The organism is Streptomyces sp. NPDC028991 (assembly GCF_055564775.1).
The window spans coordinates 136,811-161,285 of the sequence record NZ_JBVHVP010000010.1 but is presented as its reverse complement, the minus strand read 5'-3'; the positions used below and the strand labels follow the sequence as shown (position 1 = coordinate 161,285).

Genomic DNA, 24,475 nt, shown 5'->3' with positions numbered 1-24,475 from the left:
TCCCCGAGACCCCATCCCCTTGCTGTCACTCATAGTAAACACATGAACACGCACAGTGGCTAGGGGTGTGGCGGGCCCAAATCGGAAGAGCGCGCGCCGGGTTGACGTACCCAGGCCTCAGACGGTCGAACCGTCCCGGGCGGAGGTCACACGAGGACGTGGTCGACGAAGCACCAGCGCCAGTTCTCCCCGGGCTCGAAGGTGCGCATCACAGGGTGGCCCGTCTCCTTGTGGTGCGCCGTCGCGTGCTGCCTCGGCGAGGAGTCGCAGCAGCCGACGTGACCGCAGACGAGGCACAGCCTCAGCTGCACCGGGTCCGTGCCCTCGGCCAGACACTCCGGACAGGTCTCGCCGCGCGGCTCCGGCTCCGGGTGCGGCAGCGCGTCGGCGTGCGTGCACTGTTTCATGATTGCCAGGTTACGACGGGCGTGCGGATGACCGCGCGGAAAAACGAGGGCGGGCGAGGACCATGGACGTGATGCCGCTGCTGCTGCTGGTGGCGGGCAGCGCCGCGATCGCCGCGGCGGGCCGGCGCGTGCCGGTGCCGGCACCGCTGCTGCTGGTCGCGGTGGGACTGGCGGTGAGCTACGTCCCCGGAGTGCCGGACTACACCCTCGACCCGCACATCGTCCTGCCCCTGCTGCTGCCCCCGCTGCTCCACACGGCGGCCACCGACAGCTCCTACCTCGACCTGCGGGCACAGGTGCGGCCCGTGGCGCTGCTGTCCGTGGGTTACGTGCTCTTCGCCACCTTCGTCGTCGGCTGCGCCGCGTACCTGATCGTGCCGGGCCTGCCGCTCACCGCGGCCCTGGTGCTCGGCGCGGTGGTGGCGCCGCCGGACGCCGTCGCGGCCACGGCGGTCGCGCGCCGCGTGGGGCTGCCCTCCCGCGTCACCACGATCCTCCAGGGCGAGTCCCTGGTGAACGACGCCACCGCCATCACCGCCTTCAGGGTGGCGCTCGCCGCGGCGGTCGGCGAGGGCGCCACGTGGGCCGGCGGGATCGCGGAGTTCCTGATCGCGGCCATCGGCGGCGTCGGCGTCGGGCTGGTGCTCATGGTGCCGCTCCACTGGCTGCGCACACACGTCACGGAGGCGCTGCTGAAGAACACGCTCTCCCTGCTGATCCCGTTCGTCGCCTACGCGGTCGCCGAGCAGGTGCACGCCTCCGGGGTGCTCGCGGTCGTGGTCGTCGCGCTCTATCTCGGCCACCGCGCGTGGGAGGTCGATTTCGCCACCCGTCTCCAGGAGGAGGCGGTGTGGAAGATGGTCGCGTTCGTCCTGGAGTCGGTCGTGTTCGCCCTGATCGGCCTCCAACTGCCCGTCGTCCTCAAGGGCCTCGGGGACTACGAGGGTGCCGACGCCGCCTGGTACGCGGTCGCGGTCTTCCTGGTGGTCGCCGTGGCGAGGTTCGTGTGGGTGTATCCGGCCACCTTCCTGCCCCGGTTGTCGGCACGCGTACGCGCGCGTGAGGGCGACCTTTCCTGGAAGGGGCCGTTCGTGATCGGCTGGGCGGGGATGCGGGGTGTGGTGTCGCTGGCGATCGCCTTCTCCATCCCGCTCACCGTGCACGGCGGCGAGCCCTTCCCCGAGCGCAACCTCATCCTGTTCCTCACCTTCACCACGGTCATCGGGACGCTCGTCGTCCAGGGCGTCACCCTGCCGCCGCTCATCCGCCTGCTGAAGTTCCCCGCGCGCGACGTACAGGCCGAGACGCTCGCGGAGGCCAACGCCCAGGCGCAGGCCTCCCGGGCCGCGGAGCAGCGCCTGGACGATCTCCTGGCCGACGAGCGCAACGCCCTGCCGGCCCCGCTCGCCGACCGCCTCCGCACGGTCCTGGAGCGGCGTCGCAACGCCGTCTGGGAACGGCTCGGACAGGTCAACCCCGTCACCGGGGAGACCGTCGACGACACCTACCGGCGGCTGTCGCGGGAGATGATCAGCGCGGAGCGCGAGGTGTTCGTCCGGCTCCGGGACGGCCGCTACATCGACGACGAGATGCTCCGGACGCTGCTGCGCCGGCTGGACCTGGAGGAGGCGGCGGCATACCGGGAGACGGCGTAGCGGCCTCCCACGCGCGGGTGAGGCACCGGACGCCCGTGACGGATGGCGGGCCCGTTCAGGGAAAGGGGCGGCCGGTGATGACCGCCGTCAGGGCCGTGCCGCGCGGGAAGGCGCCCTCCTCGGCGAGGACGAGCAGGGCGTGGAGCATCTTGGCGACGTAGACGCGCTCCACGGGGATGCCGTGGCGGTTTTCGAAGTCCTCGGCGAAGGAGTCGAGCTCGGGGGTGGTGCGGGCGTAGCCGCCGTGGTGGAAGCGGTCGTCGAGGCTCCAGGCGCCGCGTAGCCCGCCGAAGGCACGGAACTGGAGCCGTCGTATGTCCTCGGCCAGGAAGCCGCCCTTGAGGACCGGTATCCCGAGTGTCCGGCGGCCCGGCGGGAGGCCGGCGGCCAGCCCGGCGAGCGTGCCGCCGGTGCCGCAGGCGAGCGCGACCACGTCGGCGTGCTCGCCCAGTTCCTCGCCGAGGGTCCGGCAGCCGCGGACGGCCTCCGCGTTGCTGCCGCCCTCGGGGACGACGAACGCGCCCTCGGCGTCCGCCGCTCGCAGGAGGGCCGCCAGCGTCTCCGGTTCGGCCTTGCGGCGGTAGGCCGAGCGGTCGACGAAGTGCAGCCGCATGCCGGCGGCCGCGCACCGGGCCAGCGAGGCGTTGAGCGGCCGGCCGGCCAGTTCCTGGCCGCGGACCACGCCCACCGTGGACAGGCCGAGCAGCCGGCCGGCGGCGGCCGTGGCGCGAAGGTGGTTGGAATAGGCGCCGCCGAACGTGATGACGGTACGACCGTCCGCCGCGGCGAGATTCGGCGCGAGTTTGCGCCATTTGTTGCCGACCAGCTCGGGGTGGATGAGATCGTCCCGCTTCAGCAGCAGGCGGACACCAAGCCGCTCGAACCGCTCGTCGGCGACCTCCTGCAGCGGCGAGGGCAGGCGGGGGCGCAGGGCGGCGAGGTCACGGGTGTCGGTGCCGGTCACCCCGCCATTGTCGCGCCGCCGCGCGCAGCGGACACGTTCACTTCAGCCGGTCCCGGATCCGCCCGCGCATCGAGGCCATCGTGAATCCGCGCGGGTCGACCTTCCCCGGCTGCCATTCGAGGTGGCCGATGACGGATCGTTCGTTCCACCCGTGGTGGCGGCAGACCGCGGCGGCGGCCCGCTCGATCGCCTCCAGCTGTGCCGCCGGCCAGGGGTCGACGCCGTCGCCCAGGTTCTCGCATTCGAAGCCGTAGAAGTGCCGGTTGCCGTCGGTGTTCGTCTCGTTGTCCCGGGGCAGCCCCTTCTCCGCGATCACCGCGCGCAGCACGTCGTCGTCACCGAGCCCGGCGTGGTTGGCCCGGCCGTACCCGACCAGGTGGACCTTGCCGTCCTTGGTGACGACCCCGTGGCACAGCGGCCCCGGCAGGCCCGCGTAGCCCTTGCGGCAGATCTCCACGGTCCGGGCGCTGCCCTTGGTGACCGTGTGGTGGATCATCACACCGTGCACGGGTCCCCAGGGCCCCTTGTGGTTGCGGTTGTGGTCGCGCCAGTCGCCGACCTGGACGACGGTGAGGCCCTCCGCCTTCAGTGCCTTGAGGAAACTGCTCGCGGACATGGGTGAGGCCACGGCCGGCTCCTTCACGCTGCGCGACGACCGCCCGACGCGTTCGCCTCGTACGGTGCTTGTACCGAAACGGAGTGCTCCCTACTACTTGTTCGGCCCGTGTGCGATTCGATCCGGACAAGCTCGTTCCGGCCGACAGCTTTGAACAGAGCCCGACAAGACACCGAGAATCCGAACAAGCCCCCACCTCTGCCCCGGCCACCGGTGATCCATTCCCGCTCTTTCGGGTAATAGCACCGGCACTGTCCGTGAGGAAAGCTGGTCCCCGCACATCGATGCCGGGCGCAGCCGTCCGGCATGACCGGGAGGGCAATTCCTTATGTCGGTAGGCGAAGAGGTCCGCACCGAGCAGACCAGGCCGCAGCAGAGCCTCGGCACGGCGGCCGCGCGGAACCTGGCCACCACGACCAAGTCCGTTCCTCAGATGCAGGAGATCAGCTCCCGCTGGCTGCTGCGCACGCTTCCATGGGTGGACATCCAGGGCGGCACGTACCGGGTGAACCGACGCATGACCTTCGCCGTGGGCGACGGCCGGGTGACGTTCGTGAAGACCGGCGACCGGGTCGAGGTCATCCCCGCCGAACTGGGCGAGCTGCCGGCCCTGCGGTCCTACGAGGACGAGGAGGTGCTCTCGGAACTGGCGCAGCGCTGCGAGCAGCGTGAGTTCGGCCCCGGCGAGGTGATCGCCTCGTTCGGCGGCCGGGCCGACGAGGTGTACCTGCTGGCGCACGGCAAGGTGGAGAAGGTCGGCACCGGGCCCTACGGCGACGACGCGGTCCTCGGAGTCCTGGCCGACGGCGCCTACTTCGGCGACCAGGCGCTGCTCGACGGGGACGCCATCTGGGAGTACACCGCCCGCACGGTCACCGCGTGCACGGTGCTCGTCCTGCCCCGCCAGGAGGTGGAGCAGGTCGCGGAGCGCGCGGAATCCCTGCGCACGCACCTCGAGGAGCAGCGCTCGATCCCCGAGCAGCGCACCAACAGGCACGGCGAGAAGGCGATCGACCTCTCGGCCGGCCACAGTGGTGAGCCGGACATCCCGCACACCTTCGTCGACTACGAGGCTCGGCCGCGTGAGTACGAACTGAGCGTGGCCCAGACCGTGCTGCGCATCCACTCGCGGGTGGCCGACCTCTACAACCAGCCGATGAACCAGACGGAACAGCAGATCCGGCTGACCGTGGAGGCGCTGAAGGAGCGGCAGGAGCACGAGCTCGTCAACAACCGCGAGTTCGGCCTGCTGCACAACTGCGAGTACGACCAGCGGATCCAGCCGCACGACGGCGTGCCCGGCCCGGACGACCTCGACGAGCTGCTGAGCCGTCGGCGCGGCACCAAGCTGCTCCTCGCCCACCCGCGTGCGATCGCCGCGATCGGCCGCGAGCTCAACAAGCGCGGGCTCGTCCCCGAGACGATCGACATCGCGGGCAACCGCATCCCGACCTGGCGGGGGGTGCCGATCTACCCGTGCAACAAGATCCCGGTCACCGAGGCCCGTACGTCCTCGATCATCGCGATGCGTACCGGCGAGCAGGACCAGGGCGTCATCGGCCTGCGCGCCACCGGCATCCCGGACGAGATCGAGCCGAGTCTGTCGGTGCGCTTCATGGGCATCAACGAACAGGCCATCATCAAGTACCTGGTCACGGCCTACTACTCGGCCGCGGTCCTCGTGCCGGACGCGCTCGGCGTCCTGGAGAACGTCGAGATCGGCCGCTGGCAGTGACGCCAGTCGCCCGAACGCCGTGTTCCCGCCCTCCTGGGCGGGTACACCCCCGGGGTACGGATGCGGGCGTATGGGGGAGGTGAGTCCATGACAGAGGCTCGGTACGACGCCACCGAGGCGCGTCGCCCCACCGGAACACTGGAAAGGCACGGGCACATCGGCACGCAGCGGGAGAAGGAGCCGGGGGCGCCCGGGGCAGCGCCCGACGGGCAGGGGCCGGCGGGGTCCGACGGACACGAGGCGGCCGTGCTCCTGCGGGAGTCCCGGGCGTCGGTCGACCCCGAACTGCGCTCCGCCATCGCGTCACTGCCCGCGTCGATGCGCCGGGTCGCGCTCTACCACTTCGGCTGGCAGCATGCGGACGGCACGCCGGCGGCGGGCAACGCGGGCAAGGCGATCCGTCCCGCGCTCGTCCTCACCTCGGCCGCCGCGCTCGGCGGACCCGGGGCCCGGACGGCGGCGGCGCGGGCCGCGGCGGCGGTGGAACTGGTCCACAACTTCACGTTGCTGCACGACGACGTGATGGACCGTGACACCACCCGGCGCCACCGGCCGACCGCGTGGACCGTGTTCGGCGACGCCGACGCGATCCTCGCGGGGGACGCCCTCCAGGCGCTGGCCCTGCGGCTGCTCGCCGCCGACCCGCACCCGGCGTCCGCGGCGGCGGCCACCCGGCTCGCCGACTGCGTCGTCGAACTGTGTGAGGGACAGCACGCGGACACGGCCATGGAGCGGCGCCCCCCGGGCGAGGTCACCCTCGACGAGACGCTCGCCATGGCCGAGGCCAAGACGGGCGCCTTGCTGGGGTGCGCCTGCGCTCTCGGCGCCCTGTACGCCGGAGCCGCCGCCGAGGACGTCGAGGCTCTGGACGCCTTCGGTCGCGAGGCGGGCCTCGCCTTCCAGCTCATCGACGACGTCATCGGCATATGGGGTGATCCGCGCCGTACCGGCAAGCCGGCCCGTGCGGACCTGGCCGCCCGCAAGAAGTCGCTGCCGGTGGTCGCAGCCCTCACCTCCGGCACCCCGGCCGCCGCCGAGCTCGCCGAGTTGTACGCGGCGCCGTACGAGGAGGGCAAGGAAGACCTGGAGCGCACCGCACTGGCCGTGGAGCGGGCGGGCGGCCGGGACTGGGCACAGGTCCAGGCGGCCGACCGGATGGCGAGGGCCATGCAGGAGCTGGCCCGTGCCGTGCCCGATCCGGAGGCGGCGGGCGGCCTGCTCGCACTGGCCGAGTTCGTGACCCGGCGCAGCGTCTGACGGTCACCCTGGCCGGCCCGGCGACCGCGGAACGCCCGGCAGGCCGCGCAAGACCCCGGAGCCCGTGCAGGGCCGTACGGACCTGACCGACGTACGGCCGCACCGCCGAGTGCTCCGGTTCGGCGGGTCCCGCACTTCCCCACGGTGTGCGGGGCCCGCCCCCTCCGGCGTACGGCCGTACGGCCGGGATCACCGCATCCTCCCCCTCGAAGCCAACGGCTAGGCTCAACCGCCGTACGGACAGGCGATGTTGAGTGGAAGGGACGGGCCGGGCATGGGTGTGGCGATACGGGCGGCGGGGGAGGGTGACCGGGAGCTGGTCGTGCGGCTGCTGGACGAGGCCTTTCAGGACGACCCGGTGAGCAGCTGGGTCTTTCCCGGCCGGGAGTACCGCCGCCGGACCCACCACCGGCTCATGAGGGCCTTCACCGACGCCGTGCTCGCGGACGGGCGTATCGATCTCACCGAGGACGGGGCGGCCTGTGCCCTGTGGCTGCCCGTGGCGGCGGACGGGCAGCCCGGCGACGTGCCCGGTGGTGACGGCGGCGGCGGGGCCGATGACGGCCCCGTCCAGGTGCGCGAGGCGGTCGACCCGGAGAACGAGCGAGTCGAGCTGATAGCCCGGCTGACGGAGAGCGTCCACCCGTCCGGGCGGGCCCACGAGTACCTGTGGATGATCGGCGTCACGCCGGGGCGGCAGGGCGAGGGCCTGGGTACCGCGCTCATCGAGTCGGTCCTCGAACGATGCGACCGCGAGGGGCTGCCCGCCTACCTGGAGGCCAGCAGTGCCCGTGGCCGGGGGCTGTACGAGCGCCTCGGCTTCGCGTTCACCGGCCGGGCACTGGACCTGCCGGACGGCCCCCGGATGTGGCCGATGTGGCGCGAGCCGCGGGCGCGGGCGACCGCCTGACCGGAACGCGCTTCTCCGAGAACCGGAAATCCGATTGAACCACTACGAGTGGAGCACTCTACCTGGAATGCCTGAGGCGGAGGAGGAGACGGATTGGCCAGGGGACGGTGCGGACCTTCGGCGACGGCGTCGTGGTGCGGACGTACCGCAGGAAGCGCTGAGCGACGGCGCCGCTCACGCCCGCCCCGGCCGCCCGTCGTGCCCGGACGGGCCCGCGCGGCCCCGGAAAGAAGACCGCACCCGGTCCGTCGGGGACGCCGTGTTCGGCGTACCGCGGACCGGGTGCGGGCCAAAATCCCATGCGACCAAGAAACCGCAGGTCAAGCGGCATGATCGAAGATCAGGCCTTCTTGGTCTCCCAGAAGATCTTGTCGATCTGGGCGATGTAGTCCAGGGCCTTCTGGCCGGTCGCCGGGTCGGTCGAACCCTTGGCGGCCGACAGGGCCTTCAGGGTGTCGTTGACCAGCTGGTGCAGCTCCGGGTACTTCTCGAAGTGCGGGGGCTTGAAGTAGTCGCTCCACAGCACGGAGACGTGGTGCTTGGCGAGCTCGGCGCGCTGCTCCTTGATGACCGTGGCGCGAGCCTGGAAGTGCGGGTCGTCGTTGCCGGCCATCTTTTCCTGGACGGCCTTCACCGACTCCGCCTCGATGCGGGCCTGGGCCGGGTCGTACACGCCGCAGGGCAGGTCGCAGTGGGCGCTGACCGTGACCTTGGGGGCAAACAGGCGGGAAAGCATGGAGCGTTCCTTCCTCGTGATCGTCTTCTCAGGGGGGACATTACTCCCTGGGAGGCCCGATTTCGCGAGTGCCCCCGTGGGCTTAGGACAAAAGTCCGGGGTGAGACTGAGACTGGTGGAGGAAAGACCGGGGAGGTGCCGGGACATGCCGGAGCAGTTGTCGCAGGAGACCGAACGCGCGAGAGGGGCCCTGCCCTTCGGGCCGGCCGAGGTGACCGGGCCGTCGATGGTGCCCACGCTGCACCACGGGGACGTGCTCCTGGTGCACTGGGGGGCCAGGGTGCGGCCCGGTGACGTGGTCGTGCTGCGGCATCCCTTCCAGCAGGATCTGCTCGTGGTCAAGCGGGCCGTCGAGCGGCGCGGGGCCGGCTGGTGGGTGCTCGGGGACAACGCGTTCGCGGGCGGGGACAGCACCGACTACGGGGTTGTCCCCGAGGAGCTCGTGCTCGGCAGGGCGCGGGTGCGGTACCGACCGCTCCGGCCGGGTCAGCGTTCGCCGTTCGCCGTGGTGCGCTGGGCGCTTTCGGCGCTCAGGCCGGTGCCGGCCGACCGGTCCGCCTCCAAGCGCTTGCGGGCGCGGTAGGCCGCCACGTTGGCACGGGTGGCACACCGGTCGGAGCAGTAGCGCCGGGAGCGGTTGGTGGAGGTGTCCAGGTAGGCGTTGCGGCAGGGGGAGGCCTCGCACAGGCCCAGGCGGTCCACGCCGTACTCGGTGAGGTGGAAGGCCAGGCCCATCGCCGCGATGGCGGCGAAGCCGGCCGTCGCGTTGGACGGATGGTCCGCCAGGTGCATGTGCCACAGCGGGCTGCCGTCGTCGTCGCGGTGGTCGTGGCCGGAGATCTGCGGGCTCACCGGGAACTCCAGCAGGAGGGAGTTCAGGAGGTCCACGGCGAGGGTCTCGTCGCCGCCGTCGGCCGCCTCGAAGACCGAGCGCAGCCGTCCCCGGACCGAACGGAACCGCGTCACGTCCGCGTCCGTGGCGCGCCGGGCCGCCGACTGGTTGGCGCCGAAGAGTTCACGGACGGCCTCGACCGAGGTCAGTGAGTCCTTTCCCCGGGCCGGTTCCTCGGTGTTGACGAGACGTACGGCGTAGTCCGAGTAATAGGCCAGTTCCACTTGTAGTCCTTACGAAGGGGCTCTATGGTCGTGCCTGCGGTCAGGTAACAGCTGATCGTGCTTCCAGGGTATTACGTCTCGTACGCGACGGAGGGGCTCGATGACGGACGCGGACACCACCACTACCACCACGACCGCCGCCGACTGGCAGGCCTGGCAGGTCAGCTGGGACCGGCAGCAGGAGTGGTACATGCCGGACCGCGAGGAGCGCTTGCGGACCATGCTGGACATGGTGGAGGCCCTGGTCGGCCCCGCGCCGCGGGTGCTGGACCTCGCCTGCGGCACCGGGACCATCACCGCCCGGCTGCTCGCCCGGTTCCCGGAGGCCACCAGCACCGGTGTGGACCTGGACCCGGCGCTCCTCGCCATCGCCGAGGGCACCTTCGCGGGTGACGAACGGGTCTCCCTGGTCACCGCCGACCTCAAGGACCCCGACTGGACGGCGAGGCTGCCCTACGACTCCTACGACGCCGTCCTGACCGCCACAGCCCTGCACTGGCTCCACGCCGAACCCCTCGCGGCCCTCTACGGTCGGATCGCGGGGCTGGTCCGCGACGGCGGTGTCTTCATGAACGCCGACCACATGATCGACGAGACGACGCCACGGATCAACGCGGCCGAGCGCGCCCAGCGGCACGCGCGGATGGAGGCGGCCAAGCGCGACGGCGCGCTCGACTGGGCCGAATGGTGGCAGCTCGCCGCCAAGGACCCGGCCCTCGCCGGGCCCACGGCACGCCGTTTCGAGATCTACGGTGAGCACGCCGACGGCGACATGCCCTCGGTGGCGTGGCACGCGCGCGTGCTGCGTGAGAAGGGCTTCGGCGAGGCGCGGCCGGTGTGGTGCTCGCCGTCGGACACGCTGCTGCTGGCGCTCAAGTAGCCCGCGAGCAACCCGAAGGGGCGGTACGGAGATCCGTACCGCCCCTCGGTCCGTCGTCGTGCGGTCCGTCGTCGTGCGGTCCGTCGTGGTGTGGTCCGACGTGGTGTGGTCCGACGGCGGGTGGCCGTTCAGAGGACCTTGGACAGGAACGCCTTCGTCCGCTCGTGCTGCGGGTCGGTCAGGACGTCGCGCGGGTTGCCCGCCTCGACCACCACACCGCCGTCCATGAAGACCAGGCTGTCGCCGACCTCGCGGGCGAAGCCCATCTCGTGGGTGACGACGACCATCGTCATACCGGACTCGGCGAGGTCGCGCATGACGTCGAGGACGTCGCCGACGAGCTCCGGGTCCAGGGCCGAGGTCGGCTCGTCGAACAGCATGAGCTTCGGGTCCATGGCGAGGGCCCGCGCGATGGCGACGCGCTGCTGCTGGCCGCCGGAGAGCTGCGAGGGGTAGCTGCCCGCCTTGTCGCCCAGGCCCACGCGTTCCAGGAGCTGGCGTGCGCGGTCCCTGGCCTGCGCCTTGCTCACACCCTTGACCTGGATCGGCGCCTCCATGACGTTCTCCACCGCCGTCATGTGCGGGAACAGGTTGAAGCGCTGGAAGACCATGCCGATGTCCCGGCGCTTGACGGCGACCTCGCTGTCCTTGAGCTCGTAGAGCTTGTCACCCCTCTGGCGGTAGCCGACCAGCTCGCCGTCGACGTACAGCCGACCGGCGTTGATCTTCTCCAGGTGGTTGATGCAGCGCAGGAAGGTCGACTTGCCGGAGCCGGAGCGGCCGATGAGGCAGAACACCTCGCCCTGCTTCACCTCCAGGTCGATCCCCTTGAGGACCTCCACGGCTCCGAAGGACTTGTGGACGCCCTCGGCCTTGACCATGGCGGGGGAGGACTGCGTCATGCCGTGACTCCCTTCGGGCGGCGTGCGGGCAGGGCGGCCGCCTTGAAGCGCTGCAGCGGCGTCGGCGGCAGGGTGCGGCTGGAACCGCGGGCGTAGTACCGCTCGACGTAGTACTGCCCGACGCTCAGGATCGAGGTCATGATCAGGTACCAGGCGGCGGCGAGGAAGTACATCTCCACCGTCGAGCCGGCGCCCTGCCCGATGTCCTGGGCCTGTTTGAAGAGGTCGGCGAACTGCACCGCCGAGACCAGCGAGGTGGTCTTCAGCATGTTGATGACCTCGTTGCCCGTGGGCGGCACGATCACACGCATCGCCTGCGGGATCACGATCCGGCGCAGCGTCTTCGGCTGGCTCATGCCGAGCGCGTGCGACGCCTCCGTCTGGCCCTCGTCGACCGAGAGCAGACCGGCACGGCAGATCTCGGCCATGTACGCGGCCTCGTTGAGCCCCAGACCGAGCAGCGCCGTCAGCAGCGGCGTCATGAACGAGGACCAGTAGTCCTTGTAGACCGGACCCAGGTTGATGTACTCGAAGACCAGGCCGAGGTTGAACCAGACGAACAGCTGGACCAGGACCGGGGTGCCCCGGAAGAACCAGATGTAGAACCAGGCGATCGACGAGGTCACCGGGTTCTTCGACAGGCGCATCACGGCGAGCAGGATGCCGCCGACGATGCCGATCGCCATCGACAGCACCGTGAGCAGCAGGGTGTTCCAGACGCCCTTGAGGATGCGGTCGTCGAAGAAGTACTCGGGGATCGCGCCCCAGTTGATGTTGCCTTGGGCGAAGGCGTAGACGACGGTGCCCAGGAGGGCGAGTGCGACGGCCGCGGACACGTACCGCCCCGGGTGCCGGACCGGGATGGCCTTGATGGCCTCCGGCCCGGCGGGGGGCGTCGCGTCGGGACCGTCCGTCTTGTTGACGTCAACAGTCACGGGTGGAGCCTTTCAGAGCCGAGTCGAACGGGCCGGTTCAGGAACCGCCGTTGATCTTGGCCTCGGTGATCGCGCCGTCCGCGACGCCCCACTTGTCGATGATCTTCTTGTACTCGCCGTTGTCGATGAGTGCCTGGACCGCGGCCTGGAGCGCGTCGCGCAGCTCGGTGTTGCCCTTGGCGACGGCGATGCCGTAGGGGCCCGCCTCGACCTGGCCGCCGACGATCTCGAAGTACTTGCCGCCCCCGGAGTTCTTCACGGAGTAGGCGGCGATCGGGAAGTCGGCGGAGACGACGTCCGCGCCCTTGGAACGCATCCGGGTCTCGGCCTCGGGGTTGGTGCCGAAGTCCTCGATCTTCAGTGTCTTCTTGCCGTCCTTCTCGCACTTCGTCGCCTGCTCCTTGGCGAGGTCGTGGGAGAAGGTGTTGCGCTGCACGGCCATGGTCTTGCCGCACAGGTCGTCCCAGGTCTTGATGCCCTGGTCGTCGCCCTTGTTGGTGTAGAGCGAGACACCCGCCGTGAAGTAGTCGACGAAGTCGACGCCCGCGCCGACCTTCTTGCCGGTGTCGGCGTCGATGCCCTCCTGGCGCTGCTTGGTGTCGGTCATGGCCGACATGGCGATGTCGTAGCGCTTGGAGGCGAGACCGCCGACGAGGGTGTCGAACGTGGCGTTCTGGAACTCGAACTTCACGCCGAGCTGCTTGCCCATCGCCTCGGCCAGGTCGGGGTCGATACCGACGACCTTGCCGGAGTCGTCCTTGAACTCGACCGGGGCGTAGGCGATGTCGGAACCGACCTTGATGACGCCCTTGTCGCGAATGGCCTGCGGCAGCTTGTCGGCCAGCGGAGCGGCGCTCTTCGACGAGCTCTCGTCGCCGGAACCGTTGTCCTTGGTCTGGTCGCCGCATCCGGTGAGCAGCAGGGTGCCTGCGACCGCGATCGCACCGACCGCTGCTAGCCGGGAGTGCGCGGCGGTGGTACGACGGGTGGAGCTTGCGGTCATGGTGGGTCCTCCGGCGGATGGTGGAGTTGCCGATGGGGCGGGGCGCCGGCCGGGGGGCCGGCAGGCGTTGTGGGTCGACGAGAGCACACGCCTTCGAGTGTCGCGACCTCGTGTGATTACGGCATCTTGCCATTCGGACTCGGCCATTCAGGGGGGACGTCATGTCAAAATCGGATAACGGGTGACCCCCCGAACCGCACCAGGTCGGTACATCCCGACCGAACCTTTACGGGAATCGGCCCTTCCGGCCGGAAGATCTTCGGCATTTCCCGGAATGAAGGCGTGGTTCACCGGTGCGCGCGGCCACTGAGGGGCTGATCTCCGGGCCTGTCAAGGCCCGACGAGAAGTTGTCCGAATCCCTGGGTATGAGCCATGTCACCGGCATCCGGCGTCCGTGGTCCGACATGTGAGCTTGCGCTTATCGGACTCGTCGCGGGGGGTGTCCGTCGGGTAAGAAGGTTCTTTACACCCCTCATCAGGGGCTCAGGGCGCGTGTGCGGCGCGCCCGTCGCGCGGGGGCCCATGTGGCCCAGACAGCCATCTTCCTGCGCGGTGCCCGCCCATTCCTCACCAGGAGTGGACAAACCCTCAAACCATGAACTCTTAAGGGGTAAGACAAAGTGGCAGCGGAGATCGTCAATCCTCGCAGCGACAGCGACGCCAGTGCGGAGCAGGAGGCGGGCGCCGAGCCCCTCGACTCCTTCGACCCCGTGTTCGCGCTGCACCGCGGCGGCAAGATGGCCGTGCAGGCCACCGTGCCGGTCCGTGACAAGGACGACCTGTCCCTGGCGTACACGCCCGGCGTCGCGCAAGTGTGCAGCGCGATCGCCGAGCAGCCCGACCTCGTCCACGACTACACCTGGAAGTCGTCGGTCGTGGCGGTCGTGACGGACGGTACGGCCGTTCTGGGACTCGGGGACATCGGGCCCGAGGCCTCCCTTCCGGTGATGGAAGGGAAGGCCATCCTGTTCAAGCAGTTCGGTGGCGTGGACGCGGTCCCGATCGCGCTGAGCTGCACGGACGCCGACGAGATCGTCGAGACGGTGGTGCGGCTCGCGCCGTCCTTCGGCGGCGTGAACCTGGAGGACATCTCGGCGCCGCGGTGCTTCGAGATCGAGCGCAAGCTCCAGGAGCGCCTGGACATCCCGGTCTTCCACGACGACCAGCACGGTACGGCGGTCGTGACGCTTGCGGCCCTGCGGAACGCCGCGCGGCTGAGCGGGCGGACGCTGGGTGAACTGCGGGCGGTGATCTCGGGCGCGGGCGCGGCGGGTGTCGCCATCGCCAAGATGCTGGTGGAGGCCGGCATCGGGGACGTCGCGGTGGCCGACCGCAAGGGCGTCGTCTCGGCCGACCGGGACGACCTGACCCCGGTCAAGCGGGAAGTGGCCTCCTTCACGAACAAGGCGGGGCTGTCCGGCTCGCTGGAGGCGGCTCTGTCCGGCGCCGACGTCTTCATCGGCGTCTCCGGAGGTACGGTGCCGGAGCCGGCGGTCGCCTCGATGGCCGAGGGCGCTTTCGTCTTCGCGATGGCCAACCCGAACCCCGAGGTGCACCCGGAGGTCGCCCACAAGTACGCGGCGGTCGTCGCGACGGGGCGCTCGGACTTCCCGAACCAGATCAACAACGTGCTGGCGTTCCCGGGCATCTTCGCGGGCGCGCTGCAGGTGCGCGCGTCCCGGATCACCGAGGGCATGAAGCTCGCGGCGGCCGAGGCGCTGGCCTCCGTGGTGGGCGACGACCTCGCCGCCGACTACGTCATCCCGTCCCCGTTCGACGAGCGCGTCGCGCCGGCCGTTACGGCCGCGGTGGCGGCGGCGGCTCGGGCGGAGGGCGTCGCGCGCCGGTGACGGTGTGGTTCCGCGTGTGGTGAACGGCCTCGTCCTCGGTGGACGGGGCTGTTCACCGTTCGTGGCCTCCGGACGTGACGTGGGCGTGCGGCCCGGCGGGGGGATCGCCCGCAGCCGCGCCGGGAGCGGTCGGCCCCGGTGACAAGAGGGCGTGTGTCACAGGGGCGTACGGTTTCGGATGGCGGGTGGGGAACCTATCGTCAAGGTCATGTTCGCTGTGTACGCCGCCCGAATCGACCGCGACCAGCCGCTGACCGGCCTGGAGTTGGGAGAGCGTCCCGCTCCCCGGACCCGCCCCGGCTGGAGTGTCGTCGATGTCAGGGCCGCCTCCCTCAACCACCACGACCTGTGGTCCCTGCGCGGCGTCGGCCTCCCGGAGGACCGGCTGCCGATGATCCTCGGCTGTGACGCCGCCGGTGTCGACGAGGACGGCAACGAGGTCGTCCTGCACTCCGTGATCGGCCAGACCGGGCACGGGGTCGGTCCCGAGGAACCCCGCTCCATCCTCACCGAGCGCTACCCGGGGACGTTCGCCGAGCAGGTCGCCGTTCCGACCTGGAACCTCCTGCCCAAGCCGAAGGAGCTCTCCTTCGAGGAGGCGGCCTGTCTGCCGACCGCCTGGCTGACGGCGTACCGGATGCTGTTCACCAACGCCGGGGTGCGTCCCGGTGACTCGGTGCTGGTGCAGGGCGCCGGCGGCGGGGTCGCCACGGCCGCGATCGTGCTCGGCAAGGCGGCCGGGCTGCGCGTCTTCGCCACCAGCCGGGACGAGGCCAAGCGCAAGCGGGCCCTGGAGCTGGGCGCCGTGGAGGCCGTCGAGCCGGGCGCGCGGCTGCCGCAGCGGGTCGATGCCGTCATCGAGACCGTGGGCGCCGCCACCTGGTCCCACTCGGTGAAGTCACTGCGGCCGGGCGGCACGCTCGTCATCTCCGGTGCCACCAGCGGTGACCGGCCCTCCCACGCCGAGCTGACCCGGGTCTTCTTCCTGGAGCTCAAGATCGTCGGCTCCACGATGGGCACCAAGGACGAGCTGGAGGATCTGCTGTCCTTCTGCGCCGCGACCGGCGTGCGTCCCGTCATCGACGAGGTGCTTCCGATGGACCGGGCCCGTGAGGGGTTCGAGCGGATGGCTTCCGGGGGGCAGTTCGGCAAGATCGTGCTCAGCGGCTCCTGACGCGGTTGTCCGAAGCGTCGCAGCGCGTCTGCGGCGGCAGAGCGTCCACGGCGGGTCCGGTTGTCCGGGCCCGCCGTTCGCGTTCCCCGTACGACGGACCCGCGTGTCAACTGGTGTTGACATTCACGGAGCCGTCAACCTATGTTGACGGCATGAGTGAAGCAACGGATCTCGCCGCGCGTGCGGGCGATCGCGACCCTCGCGTCGGGCTGCGAGCCGTCGCCGCACTGCGGAGGCTGCTGGAGCAGCTGGAGGCGGTGCAGGTGCGCAGCGCGCGCAATCAGGGGTGGTCGTGGCAGGAGATCGCCACCGAACTCGGAGTCAGCAGGCAGGCCGTGCACAAGAAGTACGGGAGGCATTGATGTTCGAGCGGTTCACGAAGGACGCCCGGGCCGTGGTGCAGGGGGCGGTCGAGTACGCGGAGGCGGCGCAGGCGCGGACCGTCGATGCCGAGCACCTGCTGCTCGCCGTGCTGGATCGTGAGGCGAGCCGTGCCGCCTTCGCGCTGTCGGCGCTCGGGGCCGGCGAACGCAAGGGCGAGGTACGGCAGGCCCTGGCGCAGGCGCGCCGCCGTGCGGGTCTGTCGCAGGCCGAGACCGACGCCCTCGCCGGGCTGGGAATCGACGTCTCCGAGATCGTCGCCCGGGTGGAGGAGACCCATGGCGTCGGCGCGATGTCCGGCGACCGGAAGGCCAAGCGCTGGTGGACCGGGCACCGCGGCTTCAGCCGGGGCGCCAAGGAGGTGCTGGAGAAGGCCCTGCGGGTCGCCGTCGCCCGGCGCGACCGGCAGATCGGGGACGAGCACATCCTCCTCGCCCTGACCGTCCGCCCCGGTGTGCCCGCCGAGGTGCTCGCCGACCACGGGGTGACCCACGAGTCGCTGACGAGGGTGCTGGGTGGTGGCACCGACGAGGCCTGCGCCTGACCTGCGCGGCGCCCCCGGCGAGATGCGTCCGGCGGTGCGCCGGCGGCAGACCGCCGGGTTCAGGCCTTGGGTGCTCGCAGTATCGCCCCGATGTGCGCAGCGGCCGTCGACAACTGGCCGCGGGCGTCGCGGAGCTGGTCGGCCGTGACGCCGTGGTCCCGGGCCGCGTCACGGATGTCGTCCCGGAAGCGGTCGAGCAGCCGGTCCAGGTCCCGGGCGGGATCGCCGGTGGTCTCCGCCGCGTCCTCCTGGGCCCAGGCGGGCGCGTAACCGGCCGGGAAGTCCTCAGGGGTGGCGGAGTACTCGGGCCGGGGGGCGGTCGGGCCGGCGTCGGTGCGGCCGAAGCCCCAGTCCTTGCCGAACTCCTTCCCGAAGTCCTTCCCGAAGTCGCCGACCTCCTTGGCCAGTTCGCTCAGGCCCTCGCGCAGCCCCGTCGGCCAGTCGCCCCGCGAGAAATGGTCCTGCACCTGTTCCTGGACCCGCTGGGCGATGCGCTGCACCTCTTCCTGCGCCTGCACCCGGGCCCGCTCCTGGGCCTCCTTGGCCTGGCGCCGGGCCCGCTGGGCCTCGTCACGGGCGCGGCGGCTCTCGTCCTTGGCGCGGCGGGCCTGCTCCTTCCACTCCTGCTTGACGCGTCGCATCTCCTCCTTCGCGGCGCGCCAGGCCTCCTTTTCGTCGGTGTCCGCGGCGCCGGCCGCGGAGCCGTCCCCCTCGTCGTGCGCACCCGAGCCGGTGCCCCGGCGGGCCGCGCCGGCCGCCGCCCGCATCTCCCGGCGCAGATCGCCCGCGGCGCCGCGCACATCGGCCCGGATCTCGGCGGCGAGCTCGGCGACCGACTCCCGGATCTCCAGTTCCAGGTCGGCCAGTTCACCACTGCGGTCGGACAGCTCGGCGCGGCCGGCCTCGGTGATGGCGTACACCTTGCGGCCGCCCTCGGTGGTGTGGGTGACCAGGCCCTCGGCCTCCAGCTTGGCCAGGCGCGGATACACCGTGCCCGCCGACGGCGCGTACAGACCCTGGAAGCGCTCTTCGAGGAGCCGGATCACCTCGTAGCCGTGGCGCGGGGCCTCGTCCAGGAGCTTGAGGAGGTAGAGCCTCAGGCGGCCGTGCGCGAAGACGGGGGACATGTCAGAGCACCTTCTTGTCGGTCGTGCTGTCGGCCGGGGTGCCGGTGGCGCTGTGGTCCCGGCCGGAAGCGGAATTGTCCCCCGAATCGTCCTGGGCGTCGCCTGCCGGGCCGGTGCTCCGCGGTTCCCGCTCCCACGGTGTGTCCTCCGCCGCCGGACGGCGCAGCAGGGCGATCGAGCCGGAGACCGTCGTGGCCTTCAGGCGGCCGTTGCCCGCGCCGAGCCGGCCGGTGATCCGCTTGGCGCCCCACTGGCCGCCCACCCGGAGGTCCTCGAAGGCGCTGGAGACGGAGCCGCTGGCGGTGTTCGCCTCCACCTCCGCGTCGGCGGGCTGCGGCAGCCGGATGGCGATCTCGCCCGAGACGCTGGTCAGGCTGATGTCGGTGGGCCCGCCGGCGGTGTCGAGGTCGACGATCATCGAACCGCTCACCGAGTCGGCCCGGACGGAGGAGCCCGCCTCGACGACCGTCAGGTCGCCGGAGACGGAGTTGAAGCGAAGGTCTCCGGTGAGGGCCTGCGCCTCCACATTCCCGGAGACGGTGTCGGCGCGGACCGGGCCCGTGAGGCTCACCAGCGTGGTGTCGCCGGAGACGCCCTTCACCTCCGCGCGCCCGTCGAGCCCGGAGACCACGGCCGCGGCGCTGACCGCGCCCACCTCCACGCGGGTGCCGGTCGGCACGGCCAGGGAGACCACCGCGCTGCGGCGCCACCCCTTGCGGTCGAGCCACTTGAGGAAGCCCTTCCAGGGCAGGTCCTCGTAGGCCACCGTGAGTACTCCGTCCCGGTGGGTCACGATCAGTGGCGGTCCCTCGATCTCGGAGACTTCCAGGCGGGCGGAACCCTCGTCCGTGCCCACGACGTTGACTGTTCCGTTGACGATGCGTACCTGGAGCTCGCTCACGTGCTCGTCGAAGGTGAGCTTTCCGGGCTCCGCGACGGACCACTCGGACATGGTGCAGACCTCCTCGACCGAACGCGCCATATCGCGTCCTCCTCAATCACGATATATCGCGCTCGAGGAAAGTCAAGGCACCCGTTCCGGTGACTGCGGTCGGCCGGGAATGTTGAATTGACCTAGTTTGTGAGCATGCCGACGGAAGAGTCCGTGCCCGATCCCGCTCCCGGTGCCCTGTTGCTGTGCCGCGCCGAGCCGGACTCCGTCGCCGCCGTCGCCCCGCTGCTGGGCGAACGCATGCCGCTGGCCAGGGCCGGCGAGGAATGGAGCGTGCTCGTACCCGAGGGCCGGCCCTGGCGGCACGGCGACGAACCGGTCGACCGGGTGCTCACCGGCTGGGCCGCGGCCCTCGCGGTCGGCGCCCCGTGGCCCGTACTCGCCCTGTGGTGGGACGCCGACCGGGCCGGCTACACCCTCGCGTCGGGATTCCGCCGCCCGGTCGGCTACGTGTGGCTCGCGGGCGGCACTCCGGCCGGCGAGGACGAGGCGATGCGTACCTTCGCCGCCCGCCTCGGCCTCGATCCCGTACTGGACGTCCAGTCGCTGGACGGGCTGACGAAGCCGGATCCCGAGGCGGACGCCCGTACCAGGCTGCGCGGACTGCTCGCGGTCCTCACGCGCGCGGGAGTCGCGCTCCCCGCGGGTCTCGACCCCGGCGAGCCCGCCGACCGCCTCGGCGACGCCGTCCGCGCCCTGCCCGGTGCCCGGCGGACCGAGGCGGCCGGGCGCCGCCCCACCGCCGACGAGAGCCGCCTCGCTCCCTGGATGCCCTGGGTGGGCGGTCCCGGAGCCCGTGCCCTGGCCGTGGCCCAGGTGGCGGCCGGCCTGCCGCTCACCGTCTGGGGCCTGCGACGCCGCGCCGGAGGCTGGACCACGGCGGGTGCGCTGCTCATCGCACACGGCGCGCTGGGGGTGGCGTACGGGCTGTCACGGCGTCCGTGACGGCCCCGGGAACGCGGTGGCATGCCTGCCGGTGCCCTCTCGGTGCGGCTACTCCTCGTCGTCCTCGTCGTCCAGCCGCGCCAGCCACGTCGCCAGCCGCTCCACCGGCACCTCGAAGTCCGGGTTCAGGTCGACGAAGGTCCGCAGCTGCTCGGCGAGCCACTCGAAGGTGACCTCCTCCTCGCCGCGCCGCTTCTCCAGTTCCTCGATGCCGCGGTCGGTGAAGTACAACGTGCTCTCCGTCGGAAGGGGTCGGACAAGGCCGGCTCCGTGGAACCGCTGGTCCCAGGATAGGACGTGCGCGACACGCCGGAGGGCCCGGTCCGTGTTCCAGTGAACACGGACCGGGCCCTCCGGCGTGGCCATCAGGTCACGTCAGGCCGGCTCGGAGACTCTCAGGCCTCGAAGACCTCGCGCACCAGCTGCTCCTGCTCGGCCTGGTGCCGCTTGGCGGAACCGACGGCCGGGGACGAGCCGTGCGGGCGCGAGATGCGGCGCAGGCGCTCGCCGTGCGGGACGTCGGCACCGACCGCCAGGTCCAGGTGGTCGATCAGGTTGAGCGCGATGAACGGCCAGGCACCCTGGTTCGCCGGCTCCTCCTGCGTCCACAGGTACTTCTCGGCGTTCGGATACTTGGCGATCTCCGCCTGGAGCTCGGCACCCGGCAGCGGGTACAGGCGCTCGATGCGGATGATGGCCGTGTCCGTCACGCCGCGCTTCTTCCGCTCGGCGTCGAGGTCGTAGTAGACCTTGCCCGCGCAGAAGACGACCTTCTTGACCGCGGCCGCGTCGACCGAGTCGTCGCCGATGACCGGGCGGAACTGGCCCGTCGTGAACTCCTCCGCCTTCGAGGCCGCGGCCTTGAGGCGCAGCATCGACTTCGGGGTGAAGACGACCAGCGGCTTGTGGTGCGGGTTGTGCACCTGCCACCGCAGGAGGTGGAAGTAGTTCGACGGCAGGGTCGGCATCGCGACCGTCATGTTGTTCTGCGCGCAGAGCTGGAGGAAGCGCTCCGGGCGGGCCGAGGAGTGGTCCGGGCCCTGGCCCTCGTAGCCGTGCGGCAGCAGGAGGGTGACGCCGGAGGTCTGGTTCCACTTCTGCTCGGCCGACGAGATGAACTCGTCCACGACCGTCTGCGCGCCGTTGACGAAGTCGCCGAACTGCGCCTCCCACATCACCAGCGCGTCGGGGCGGGCCAGCGAGTAGCCGTACTCGAAGCCCATCACCGCGTACTCGGAGAGCAGGGAGTTGTAGACGTTGTACCTGGCCTGGTCCTCGGACAGGTACAGCAGCGGCGTGAACTCGTCGCCGGTCTCGCGGTTGATGAGCACCGCGTGGCGCTGGCCGAAGGTGCCGCGCTGCGAGTCCTGGCCGGACAGCCGGACCGGGACGCCCTCCAGCAGCAGCGAGCCGACGGCGAGGGTCTCGCCCATGCCCCAGTCGATCGTGCCGTCCTCGACCATCGCCGCCCGGCGCTGCAGCTGCGGCAGCAGCCGCGGGTGCACGGTGACGTGGTCGGGGATGTTGACCTGGGACTCGGCGATCCGCTTGACGGTCTCGGCGGTGACCGCGGTGTTCACGGCGACCGGGAACTCGGCCTGCGGGTCCGAGGGCTCGGCGGCGGCCGGCTGGGAGGCGGCCTCGCGGACCTCGGTGAAGACCTTCTCCAGCTGGCCCTGGTAGTCCTGGAGCGCCTGCTCGGCCTCCTCCAGGGTGATGTCGCCGCGACCGATGAGGGACTCGGTGTACAGCTTGCGCACCGAGCGCTTCTTGTCGATCAGGTCGTACATCAGCGGCTGGGTGAAGGCCGGGTTGTCGGTCTCGTTGTGACCGCGGCGGCGGTAGCAGATGAGGTCGATCACCACGTCCTTGTTGAACGCCTGGCGGAACTCGAAGGCCAGGCGCGCCACGCGGACGCAGGCCTCCGGGTCGTCGCCGTTCACGTGGAAGATCGGGGCCTCGATCATGCGGGCCACGTCGGTGGCGTACATCGAGGAGCGCGACGACTCCGGGGCGGCGGTGAAGCCGACCTGGTTGTTGATGACGACGTGGACCGTGCCGCCGGTGCGGTAGCCGCGCAGCTGCGACATGTTCAGGGTCTCGGCCACCACGCCCTGGCCCGCGAAGGCCGCGTCGCCGTGGATCGCCACCGGCAGGACGGTGAAGTCCGTGCCGCCCTTGTTGATGATGTCCTGCTTGGCGCGGGCGACGCCCTCGACGATCGGGTCGACCGCCTCCAGGTGCGATGGGTTGGCCACCAGCGAGACCTTGATCTGCTCGCCGTCCAGGCCGGTGAAGGTGCCCTCGGCGCCCAGGTGGTACTTCACGTCACCGGAGCCGTGCATCGACTTCGGGTCGAGGTTGCCCTCGAACTCGCGGAAGATCTGCGCGTACGACTTGCCGACGACGTTGGCCAGCACGTTCAGCCGGCCGCGGTGGGCCATGCCGACGACGACCTCGTCCAGGCGGGACTCGGCCGCCGAGTCGATGACCGCGTCCAGCAGCGGGATGACGGACTCGCCGCCCTCCAGGGAGAACCGCTTCTGGCCGACGTACTTGGTCTGGAGGAACGTCTCGAACGCCTCGGCGGCGTTCAGCCGGCGCAGGATGCGCAGCTGCTCCTCGCGCTCCGGCTTGGTGTGCGAGCGCTCGATGCGGTCCTGGATCCACTTGCGCTGCTTCGGGTCCTGGATGTGCATGAACTCGACGCCGGTGGTGCGGCAGTACGAGTCGCGCAGCACGCCGAGGATGTCGCGCAGCTTCATCAGGGACTTGCCGGCGAAGCCGCCGACCGCGAACTCGCGCTCCAGGTCCCACAGGGTGAGCCCGTGCTCGGTGATGTCCAGGTCGGGGTGCTTGCGCTGCTGGTACTCCAGCGGGTCGGTGTCGGCCATGACGTGGCCGCGGACCCGGTAGGAGTGGATCAGCTCGAAGACGCGGGCGGCCTTGGTGACGTCGTCGTCGTGCGAGGCGTCGATGTCCTTGAGCCAGCGGACCGGCTCGTAGGGGATGCGCAGCGCCTCGAAGATCTCGTCGTAGAAGCCGTTCTCGCCGAGGAGCAGGTTGGCGACCTGGCGCAGGAACTCGCCGGAGGCGGCGCCCTGGATGACCCGGTGGTCGTAGGTCGACGTGAGCGTCATGACCTTCGAGATGCCGAGCTTGTTCAGGGTGTCCTGGCTGGTGCCCTGGAACTCCGCGGGGTAGTCCATGGAGCCGACGCCCATGATGACGGCCTGGCCGGGCATCAGGCGCGGCACCGAGTGGACGGTGCCGAGACCGCCGGGGTTGGTCAGGGAGACCGTGACGCCGGAGAAGTCGTCCATCGTCAGCTTGCCGTCGCGGGCGCGGCGGACGATGTCCTCGTAGGCCTGCCAGAACTCGAAGAAGTTCAGCGTCTCGGCCTTCTTGATCGCCGCGACGACGAGCTGGCGGTCGCCGTTGGGCTTGACCAGGTCGATGGCGAGGCCGAGGTTGACGTGCGCCGGCTTGATGAGCGTCGGCTTGCCGTCCTTCTCGCCGAACGCGTAGTTCATCGACGGCATGGCCTTGATGGCCTGCACCATCGCGTAGCCGATCAGGTGCGTGAAGGAGATCTTCCCGCCCCGGGCGCGCTTGAGGTGGTTGTTGATGACGATGCGGTTGTCGAACAGCAGCTTCACCGGGACCGCGCGCACGGACGTGGCCGTGGGCAGCTCGAGCGAGGCGTTCATGTTCTTCGCGACCGCGGCGGCGGGGCCGCGCAGGGTCACCAGCTCGGGCCCCTCGGGGGCCTCGGTGGCGGTGGCGTCCTTGGCCGGCGCGGCGGCCTTCGCCTGCGGCTTGGCGGCGGGCTTGGCCGGGGCGGGCCGCGTGGCCGGAGCCGCCGGTGCGGCGGCGGGCTGCGCGGCCTGCTGTGCGGGCGCGGCGGCCTGCTGGGGGGCGGCGGCCTGGGGCCGGGCCGGGGCGGGAGCCTGCGCCTGCGGCGCGGGGGCGGCCTGGGGCGCGCTGCCGGAATCCGCGTTCGTGCTGCCGGAGGCGGACTGGGCCGCGGCCGCCCCCGGCTTGTAGTCGGCGAAGAAGTCCCACCAGGCTCGGTCCACGGAATTCGGATCCTGGAGGTACTGCTGATAGATCTCGTCGACGAGCCACTCGTTGGCACCGAAGGCGGCCGCGGGGTTCTTGCCCGCGTTGGCCGCTTGGTCGGTGTCGGTCGAGATGCTCGAGTTACTGGGGGACTGTGGCGACACGGCGAGAACCGCCCTCTTCCGCTTCACAAGATGGTGGACAGCGGGAATCAAGGCTACGCCTCCCGGGCCCGGAAGGTCAGACCGGGCCCGTTCATCGTCGCGTAAGTCACATCGCAGACCGCGTTTCGGTGCTGGAAATGGCGGGAAACAAGCGAGGTT

23 protein-coding genes are annotated in these 24,475 nt (G+C 70.9%); 11 read left to right on the top strand and 12 right to left on the bottom strand.

What is annotated here, in order from left to right; translation table 11 throughout:
• Positions 1–146: 146 nt before the first annotated feature.
• Positions 147–407 carry a UBP-type zinc finger domain-containing protein gene (locus ACZ4V1_RS21290; RefSeq protein WP_468338347.1) on the bottom strand — a complete coding sequence of 87 codons (261 nt, stop codon included), beginning with the start codon at positions 405–407 and terminating at the stop codon, positions 147–149.
• A 62-nt stretch (positions 408–469) separates the two neighbouring features.
• Here ACZ4V1_RS21290 and ACZ4V1_RS21285 point away from each other — a divergent pair, with 62 nt between their 5' ends.
• Positions 470–2,062 carry a Na+/H+ antiporter gene (locus ACZ4V1_RS21285; RefSeq protein WP_468338345.1) on the top strand — a complete coding sequence of 531 codons (1,593 nt, stop codon included), beginning with the start codon at positions 470–472 and terminating at the stop codon, positions 2,060–2,062.
• A 55-nt stretch (positions 2,063–2,117) separates the two neighbouring features.
• On the opposite strand, the gene ACZ4V1_RS21280 is transcribed toward ACZ4V1_RS21285, so the two are convergent.
• Both ACZ4V1_RS21280 and ACZ4V1_RS21275 read right to left on the bottom strand, forming a co-directional pair.
• Positions 2,118–3,026, bottom strand: coding sequence for a 1-aminocyclopropane-1-carboxylate deaminase/D-cysteine desulfhydrase (locus ACZ4V1_RS21280; protein WP_468338342.1), 909 nt, complete (start codon positions 3,024–3,026; stop codon positions 2,118–2,120).
• A 37-nt stretch (positions 3,027–3,063) separates the two neighbouring features.
• Entirely contained in the window at positions 3,064–3,642 is a 579-nt protein-coding gene (locus ACZ4V1_RS21275; RefSeq protein ID WP_468338542.1) for an N-acetylmuramoyl-L-alanine amidase, read from the bottom strand.
• A 328-nt stretch (positions 3,643–3,970) separates the two neighbouring features.
• On the opposite strand from ACZ4V1_RS21275, the gene ACZ4V1_RS21270 reads away from it, so the two are divergent.
• From ACZ4V1_RS21270 to ACZ4V1_RS21260, 3 genes are all read left to right on the top strand, one after another.
• Positions 3,971–5,377 carry a family 2B encapsulin nanocompartment shell protein gene (locus ACZ4V1_RS21270; RefSeq protein ID WP_468338339.1) on the top strand — a complete coding sequence of 469 codons (1,407 nt, stop codon included), beginning with the start codon at positions 3,971–3,973 and terminating at the stop codon, positions 5,375–5,377.
• A gap of 87 nt (positions 5,378–5,464) precedes the next feature.
• Positions 5,465–6,634: a family 2 encapsulin nanocompartment cargo protein polyprenyl transferase gene (locus tag ACZ4V1_RS21265; protein WP_468338336.1), complete on the top strand. Its 1,170-nt coding sequence runs from the start codon at positions 5,465–5,467 to the stop codon at positions 6,632–6,634.
• 274 nt (positions 6,635–6,908) lie between these two features.
• Positions 6,909–7,544, top strand: coding sequence for a GNAT family N-acetyltransferase (locus tag ACZ4V1_RS21260; protein ID WP_468338333.1), 636 nt, complete (start codon positions 6,909–6,911; stop codon positions 7,542–7,544).
• Between the two features lie 340 nt (positions 7,545–7,884).
• Here the strand turns inward: ACZ4V1_RS21260 and sodN are convergent, their stop codons facing one another.
• Positions 7,885–8,280 (bottom strand): superoxide dismutase, Ni, encoded by a 396-nt coding sequence (gene sodN / locus ACZ4V1_RS21255; protein ID WP_064729779.1) that lies wholly within the window; start codon positions 8,278–8,280, stop codon positions 7,885–7,887.
• A gap of 145 nt (positions 8,281–8,425) precedes the next feature.
• Between sodN and sodX the strand changes: the two genes are divergently transcribed.
• Positions 8,426–8,863, top strand: coding sequence for a nickel-type superoxide dismutase maturation protease (gene sodX, locus ACZ4V1_RS21250; RefSeq protein ID WP_468338330.1), 438 nt, complete (start codon positions 8,426–8,428; stop codon positions 8,861–8,863).
• Here the strand turns inward: sodX and ACZ4V1_RS21245 are convergent.
• Positions 8,767–9,396, bottom strand: coding sequence for a CGNR zinc finger domain-containing protein (locus tag ACZ4V1_RS21245; RefSeq protein ID WP_468338327.1), 630 nt, complete (start codon positions 9,394–9,396; stop codon positions 8,767–8,769). The two genes, sodX and ACZ4V1_RS21245, sit on opposite strands and share 97 nt — an antisense overlap.
• Positions 9,397–9,496: 100 nt before the next feature.
• On the opposite strand from ACZ4V1_RS21245, the gene ACZ4V1_RS21240 reads away from it, so the two are divergent.
• A complete protein-coding gene (locus ACZ4V1_RS21240; RefSeq protein WP_468338324.1) occupies positions 9,497–10,276 on the top strand; it encodes a class I SAM-dependent methyltransferase in 780 nt (259 codons plus the stop codon).
• 128 nt (positions 10,277–10,404) lie between these two features.
• Here ACZ4V1_RS21240 and ACZ4V1_RS21235 read toward each other — a convergent pair whose 3' ends face one another.
• The 3 genes from ACZ4V1_RS21235 to ACZ4V1_RS21225 are packed head-to-tail and all read right to left on the bottom strand — an operon-like array spanning position 10,405 to position 13,116.
• Positions 10,405–11,178, bottom strand: coding sequence for an amino acid ABC transporter ATP-binding protein (locus ACZ4V1_RS21235; protein ID WP_468338321.1), 774 nt, complete (start codon positions 11,176–11,178; stop codon positions 10,405–10,407).
• The gene (locus ACZ4V1_RS21230) at positions 11,175–12,113 is read right to left on the bottom strand and encodes an amino acid ABC transporter permease (RefSeq protein WP_468338318.1); all 939 of its coding nucleotides are present in this window, start codon (positions 12,111–12,113) and stop codon (positions 11,175–11,177) included. Before ACZ4V1_RS21230 ends, ACZ4V1_RS21235 begins: the two co-directional genes overlap by 4 nt.
• Before the next feature lie 37 nt (positions 12,114–12,150).
• Positions 12,151–13,116, bottom strand: a complete 966-nt coding sequence (locus ACZ4V1_RS21225) for an ABC transporter substrate-binding protein (RefSeq protein WP_468338315.1) — start codon at positions 13,114–13,116, stop codon at positions 12,151–12,153.
• Between the two features lie 621 nt (positions 13,117–13,737).
• On the opposite strand from ACZ4V1_RS21225, the gene ACZ4V1_RS21220 reads away from it, so the two are divergent.
• From ACZ4V1_RS21220 to ACZ4V1_RS21205, 4 genes are all read left to right on the top strand, one after another.
• Complete coding sequence (locus ACZ4V1_RS21220; protein WP_468338312.1) at positions 13,738–14,967, top strand: NAD(P)-dependent malic enzyme; 1,230 nt, start codon at positions 13,738–13,740, stop codon at positions 14,965–14,967.
• A 208-nt stretch (positions 14,968–15,175) separates the two neighbouring features.
• A complete protein-coding gene (locus tag ACZ4V1_RS21215) occupies positions 15,176–16,141 on the top strand; it encodes a zinc-binding dehydrogenase (RefSeq protein WP_468338309.1) in 966 nt (321 codons plus the stop codon).
• Positions 16,142–16,293: 152 nt separating this feature from the next.
• Positions 16,294–16,503 carry a helix-turn-helix domain-containing protein gene (locus ACZ4V1_RS21210; RefSeq protein WP_055417899.1) on the top strand — a complete coding sequence of 70 codons (210 nt, stop codon included), beginning with the start codon at positions 16,294–16,296 and terminating at the stop codon, positions 16,501–16,503.
• Positions 16,503–17,066: a Clp protease N-terminal domain-containing protein gene (locus tag ACZ4V1_RS21205; RefSeq protein ID WP_468338305.1), complete on the top strand. Its 564-nt coding sequence runs from the start codon at positions 16,503–16,505 to the stop codon at positions 17,064–17,066. Before ACZ4V1_RS21210 ends, ACZ4V1_RS21205 begins: the two co-directional genes overlap by 1 nt.
• A gap of 59 nt (positions 17,067–17,125) precedes the next feature.
• On the opposite strand, the gene ACZ4V1_RS21200 is transcribed toward ACZ4V1_RS21205, so the two are convergent.
• On the bottom strand, positions 17,126–18,193 hold the full coding sequence (locus ACZ4V1_RS21200; protein ID WP_468338302.1) for a PadR family transcriptional regulator: 1,068 nt from the start codon (positions 18,191–18,193) through the stop codon (positions 17,126–17,128).
• A gap of 1 nt (position 18,194) precedes the next feature.
• Positions 18,195–19,145, bottom strand: a complete 951-nt coding sequence (locus ACZ4V1_RS21195) for a DUF4097 family beta strand repeat-containing protein (protein ID WP_468338539.1) — start codon at positions 19,143–19,145, stop codon at positions 18,195–18,197.
• Between the two features lie 135 nt (positions 19,146–19,280).
• Here ACZ4V1_RS21195 and ACZ4V1_RS21190 point away from each other — a divergent pair, with 135 nt between their 5' ends.
• Positions 19,281–20,090: a hypothetical protein gene (locus tag ACZ4V1_RS21190; protein ID WP_468338299.1), complete on the top strand. Its 810-nt coding sequence runs from the start codon at positions 19,281–19,283 to the stop codon at positions 20,088–20,090.
• Between the two features lie 48 nt (positions 20,091–20,138).
• Here the strand turns inward: ACZ4V1_RS21190 and ACZ4V1_RS21185 are convergent, their stop codons facing one another.
• Together ACZ4V1_RS21185 and ACZ4V1_RS21180 are read right to left on the bottom strand one after the other, a co-directional pair.
• Positions 20,139–20,321 (bottom strand): DUF6104 family protein, encoded by a 183-nt coding sequence (locus ACZ4V1_RS21185; RefSeq protein WP_005312030.1) that lies wholly within the window; start codon positions 20,319–20,321, stop codon positions 20,139–20,141.
• A 164-nt stretch (positions 20,322–20,485) separates the two neighbouring features.
• On the bottom strand, positions 20,486–24,316 hold the full coding sequence (locus tag ACZ4V1_RS21180) for a multifunctional oxoglutarate decarboxylase/oxoglutarate dehydrogenase thiamine pyrophosphate-binding subunit/dihydrolipoyllysine-residue succinyltransferase subunit (RefSeq protein WP_468338296.1): 3,831 nt from the start codon (positions 24,314–24,316) through the stop codon (positions 20,486–20,488).
• Between the last annotated feature and the right edge of the window lie 159 nt (positions 24,317–24,475).

Bases quoted from the DNA above. Each gene is read 5' to 3' on its own strand.
- ACZ4V1_RS21225 (WP_468338315.1), bottom strand. From the start codon at position 13,116: ATGACCGCAAGCTCCACCCGTCGTACCACCGCCGCGCACTCCCGGCTA.
- ACZ4V1_RS21290 (WP_468338347.1), bottom strand. From the start codon at position 407: ATGAAACAGTGCACGCACGCCGACGCGCTGCCGCACCCGGAGCCGGAG.
- ACZ4V1_RS21200 (WP_468338302.1), bottom strand. From the start codon at position 18,193: ATGTCCCCCGTCTTCGCGCACGGCCGCCTGAGGCTCTACCTCCTCAAG.
- ACZ4V1_RS21210 (WP_055417899.1), top strand. From the start codon at position 16,294: ATGAGTGAAGCAACGGATCTCGCCGCGCGTGCGGGCGATCGCGACCCT.
- ACZ4V1_RS21285 (WP_468338345.1), top strand. From the start codon at position 470: ATGGACGTGATGCCGCTGCTGCTGCTGGTGGCGGGCAGCGCCGCGATC.
- ACZ4V1_RS21190 (WP_468338299.1), top strand. From the start codon at position 19,281: ATGCCGACGGAAGAGTCCGTGCCCGATCCCGCTCCCGGTGCCCTGTTG.
- sodX (WP_468338330.1), top strand. From the start codon at position 8,426: ATGCCGGAGCAGTTGTCGCAGGAGACCGAACGCGCGAGAGGGGCCCTG.
- ACZ4V1_RS21265 (WP_468338336.1), top strand. From the start codon at position 5,465: ATGACAGAGGCTCGGTACGACGCCACCGAGGCGCGTCGCCCCACCGGA.
- ACZ4V1_RS21215 (WP_468338309.1), top strand. From the start codon at position 15,176: ATGTTCGCTGTGTACGCCGCCCGAATCGACCGCGACCAGCCGCTGACC.
- ACZ4V1_RS21240 (WP_468338324.1), top strand. From the start codon at position 9,497: ATGACGGACGCGGACACCACCACTACCACCACGACCGCCGCCGACTGG.
- ACZ4V1_RS21205 (WP_468338305.1), top strand. From the start codon at position 16,503: ATGTTCGAGCGGTTCACGAAGGACGCCCGGGCCGTGGTGCAGGGGGCG.
- ACZ4V1_RS21260 (WP_468338333.1), top strand. From the start codon at position 6,909: ATGGGTGTGGCGATACGGGCGGCGGGGGAGGGTGACCGGGAGCTGGTC.
- ACZ4V1_RS21275 (WP_468338542.1), bottom strand. From the start codon at position 3,642: ATGTCCGCGAGCAGTTTCCTCAAGGCACTGAAGGCGGAGGGCCTCACC.
- sodN (WP_064729779.1), bottom strand. From the start codon at position 8,280: ATGCTTTCCCGCCTGTTTGCCCCCAAGGTCACGGTCAGCGCCCACTGC.
- ACZ4V1_RS21270 (WP_468338339.1), top strand. From the start codon at position 3,971: ATGTCGGTAGGCGAAGAGGTCCGCACCGAGCAGACCAGGCCGCAGCAG.
- ACZ4V1_RS21195 (WP_468338539.1), bottom strand. From the start codon at position 19,145: ATGTCCGAGTGGTCCGTCGCGGAGCCCGGAAAGCTCACCTTCGACGAG.
- ACZ4V1_RS21235 (WP_468338321.1), bottom strand. From the start codon at position 11,178: ATGACGCAGTCCTCCCCCGCCATGGTCAAGGCCGAGGGCGTCCACAAG.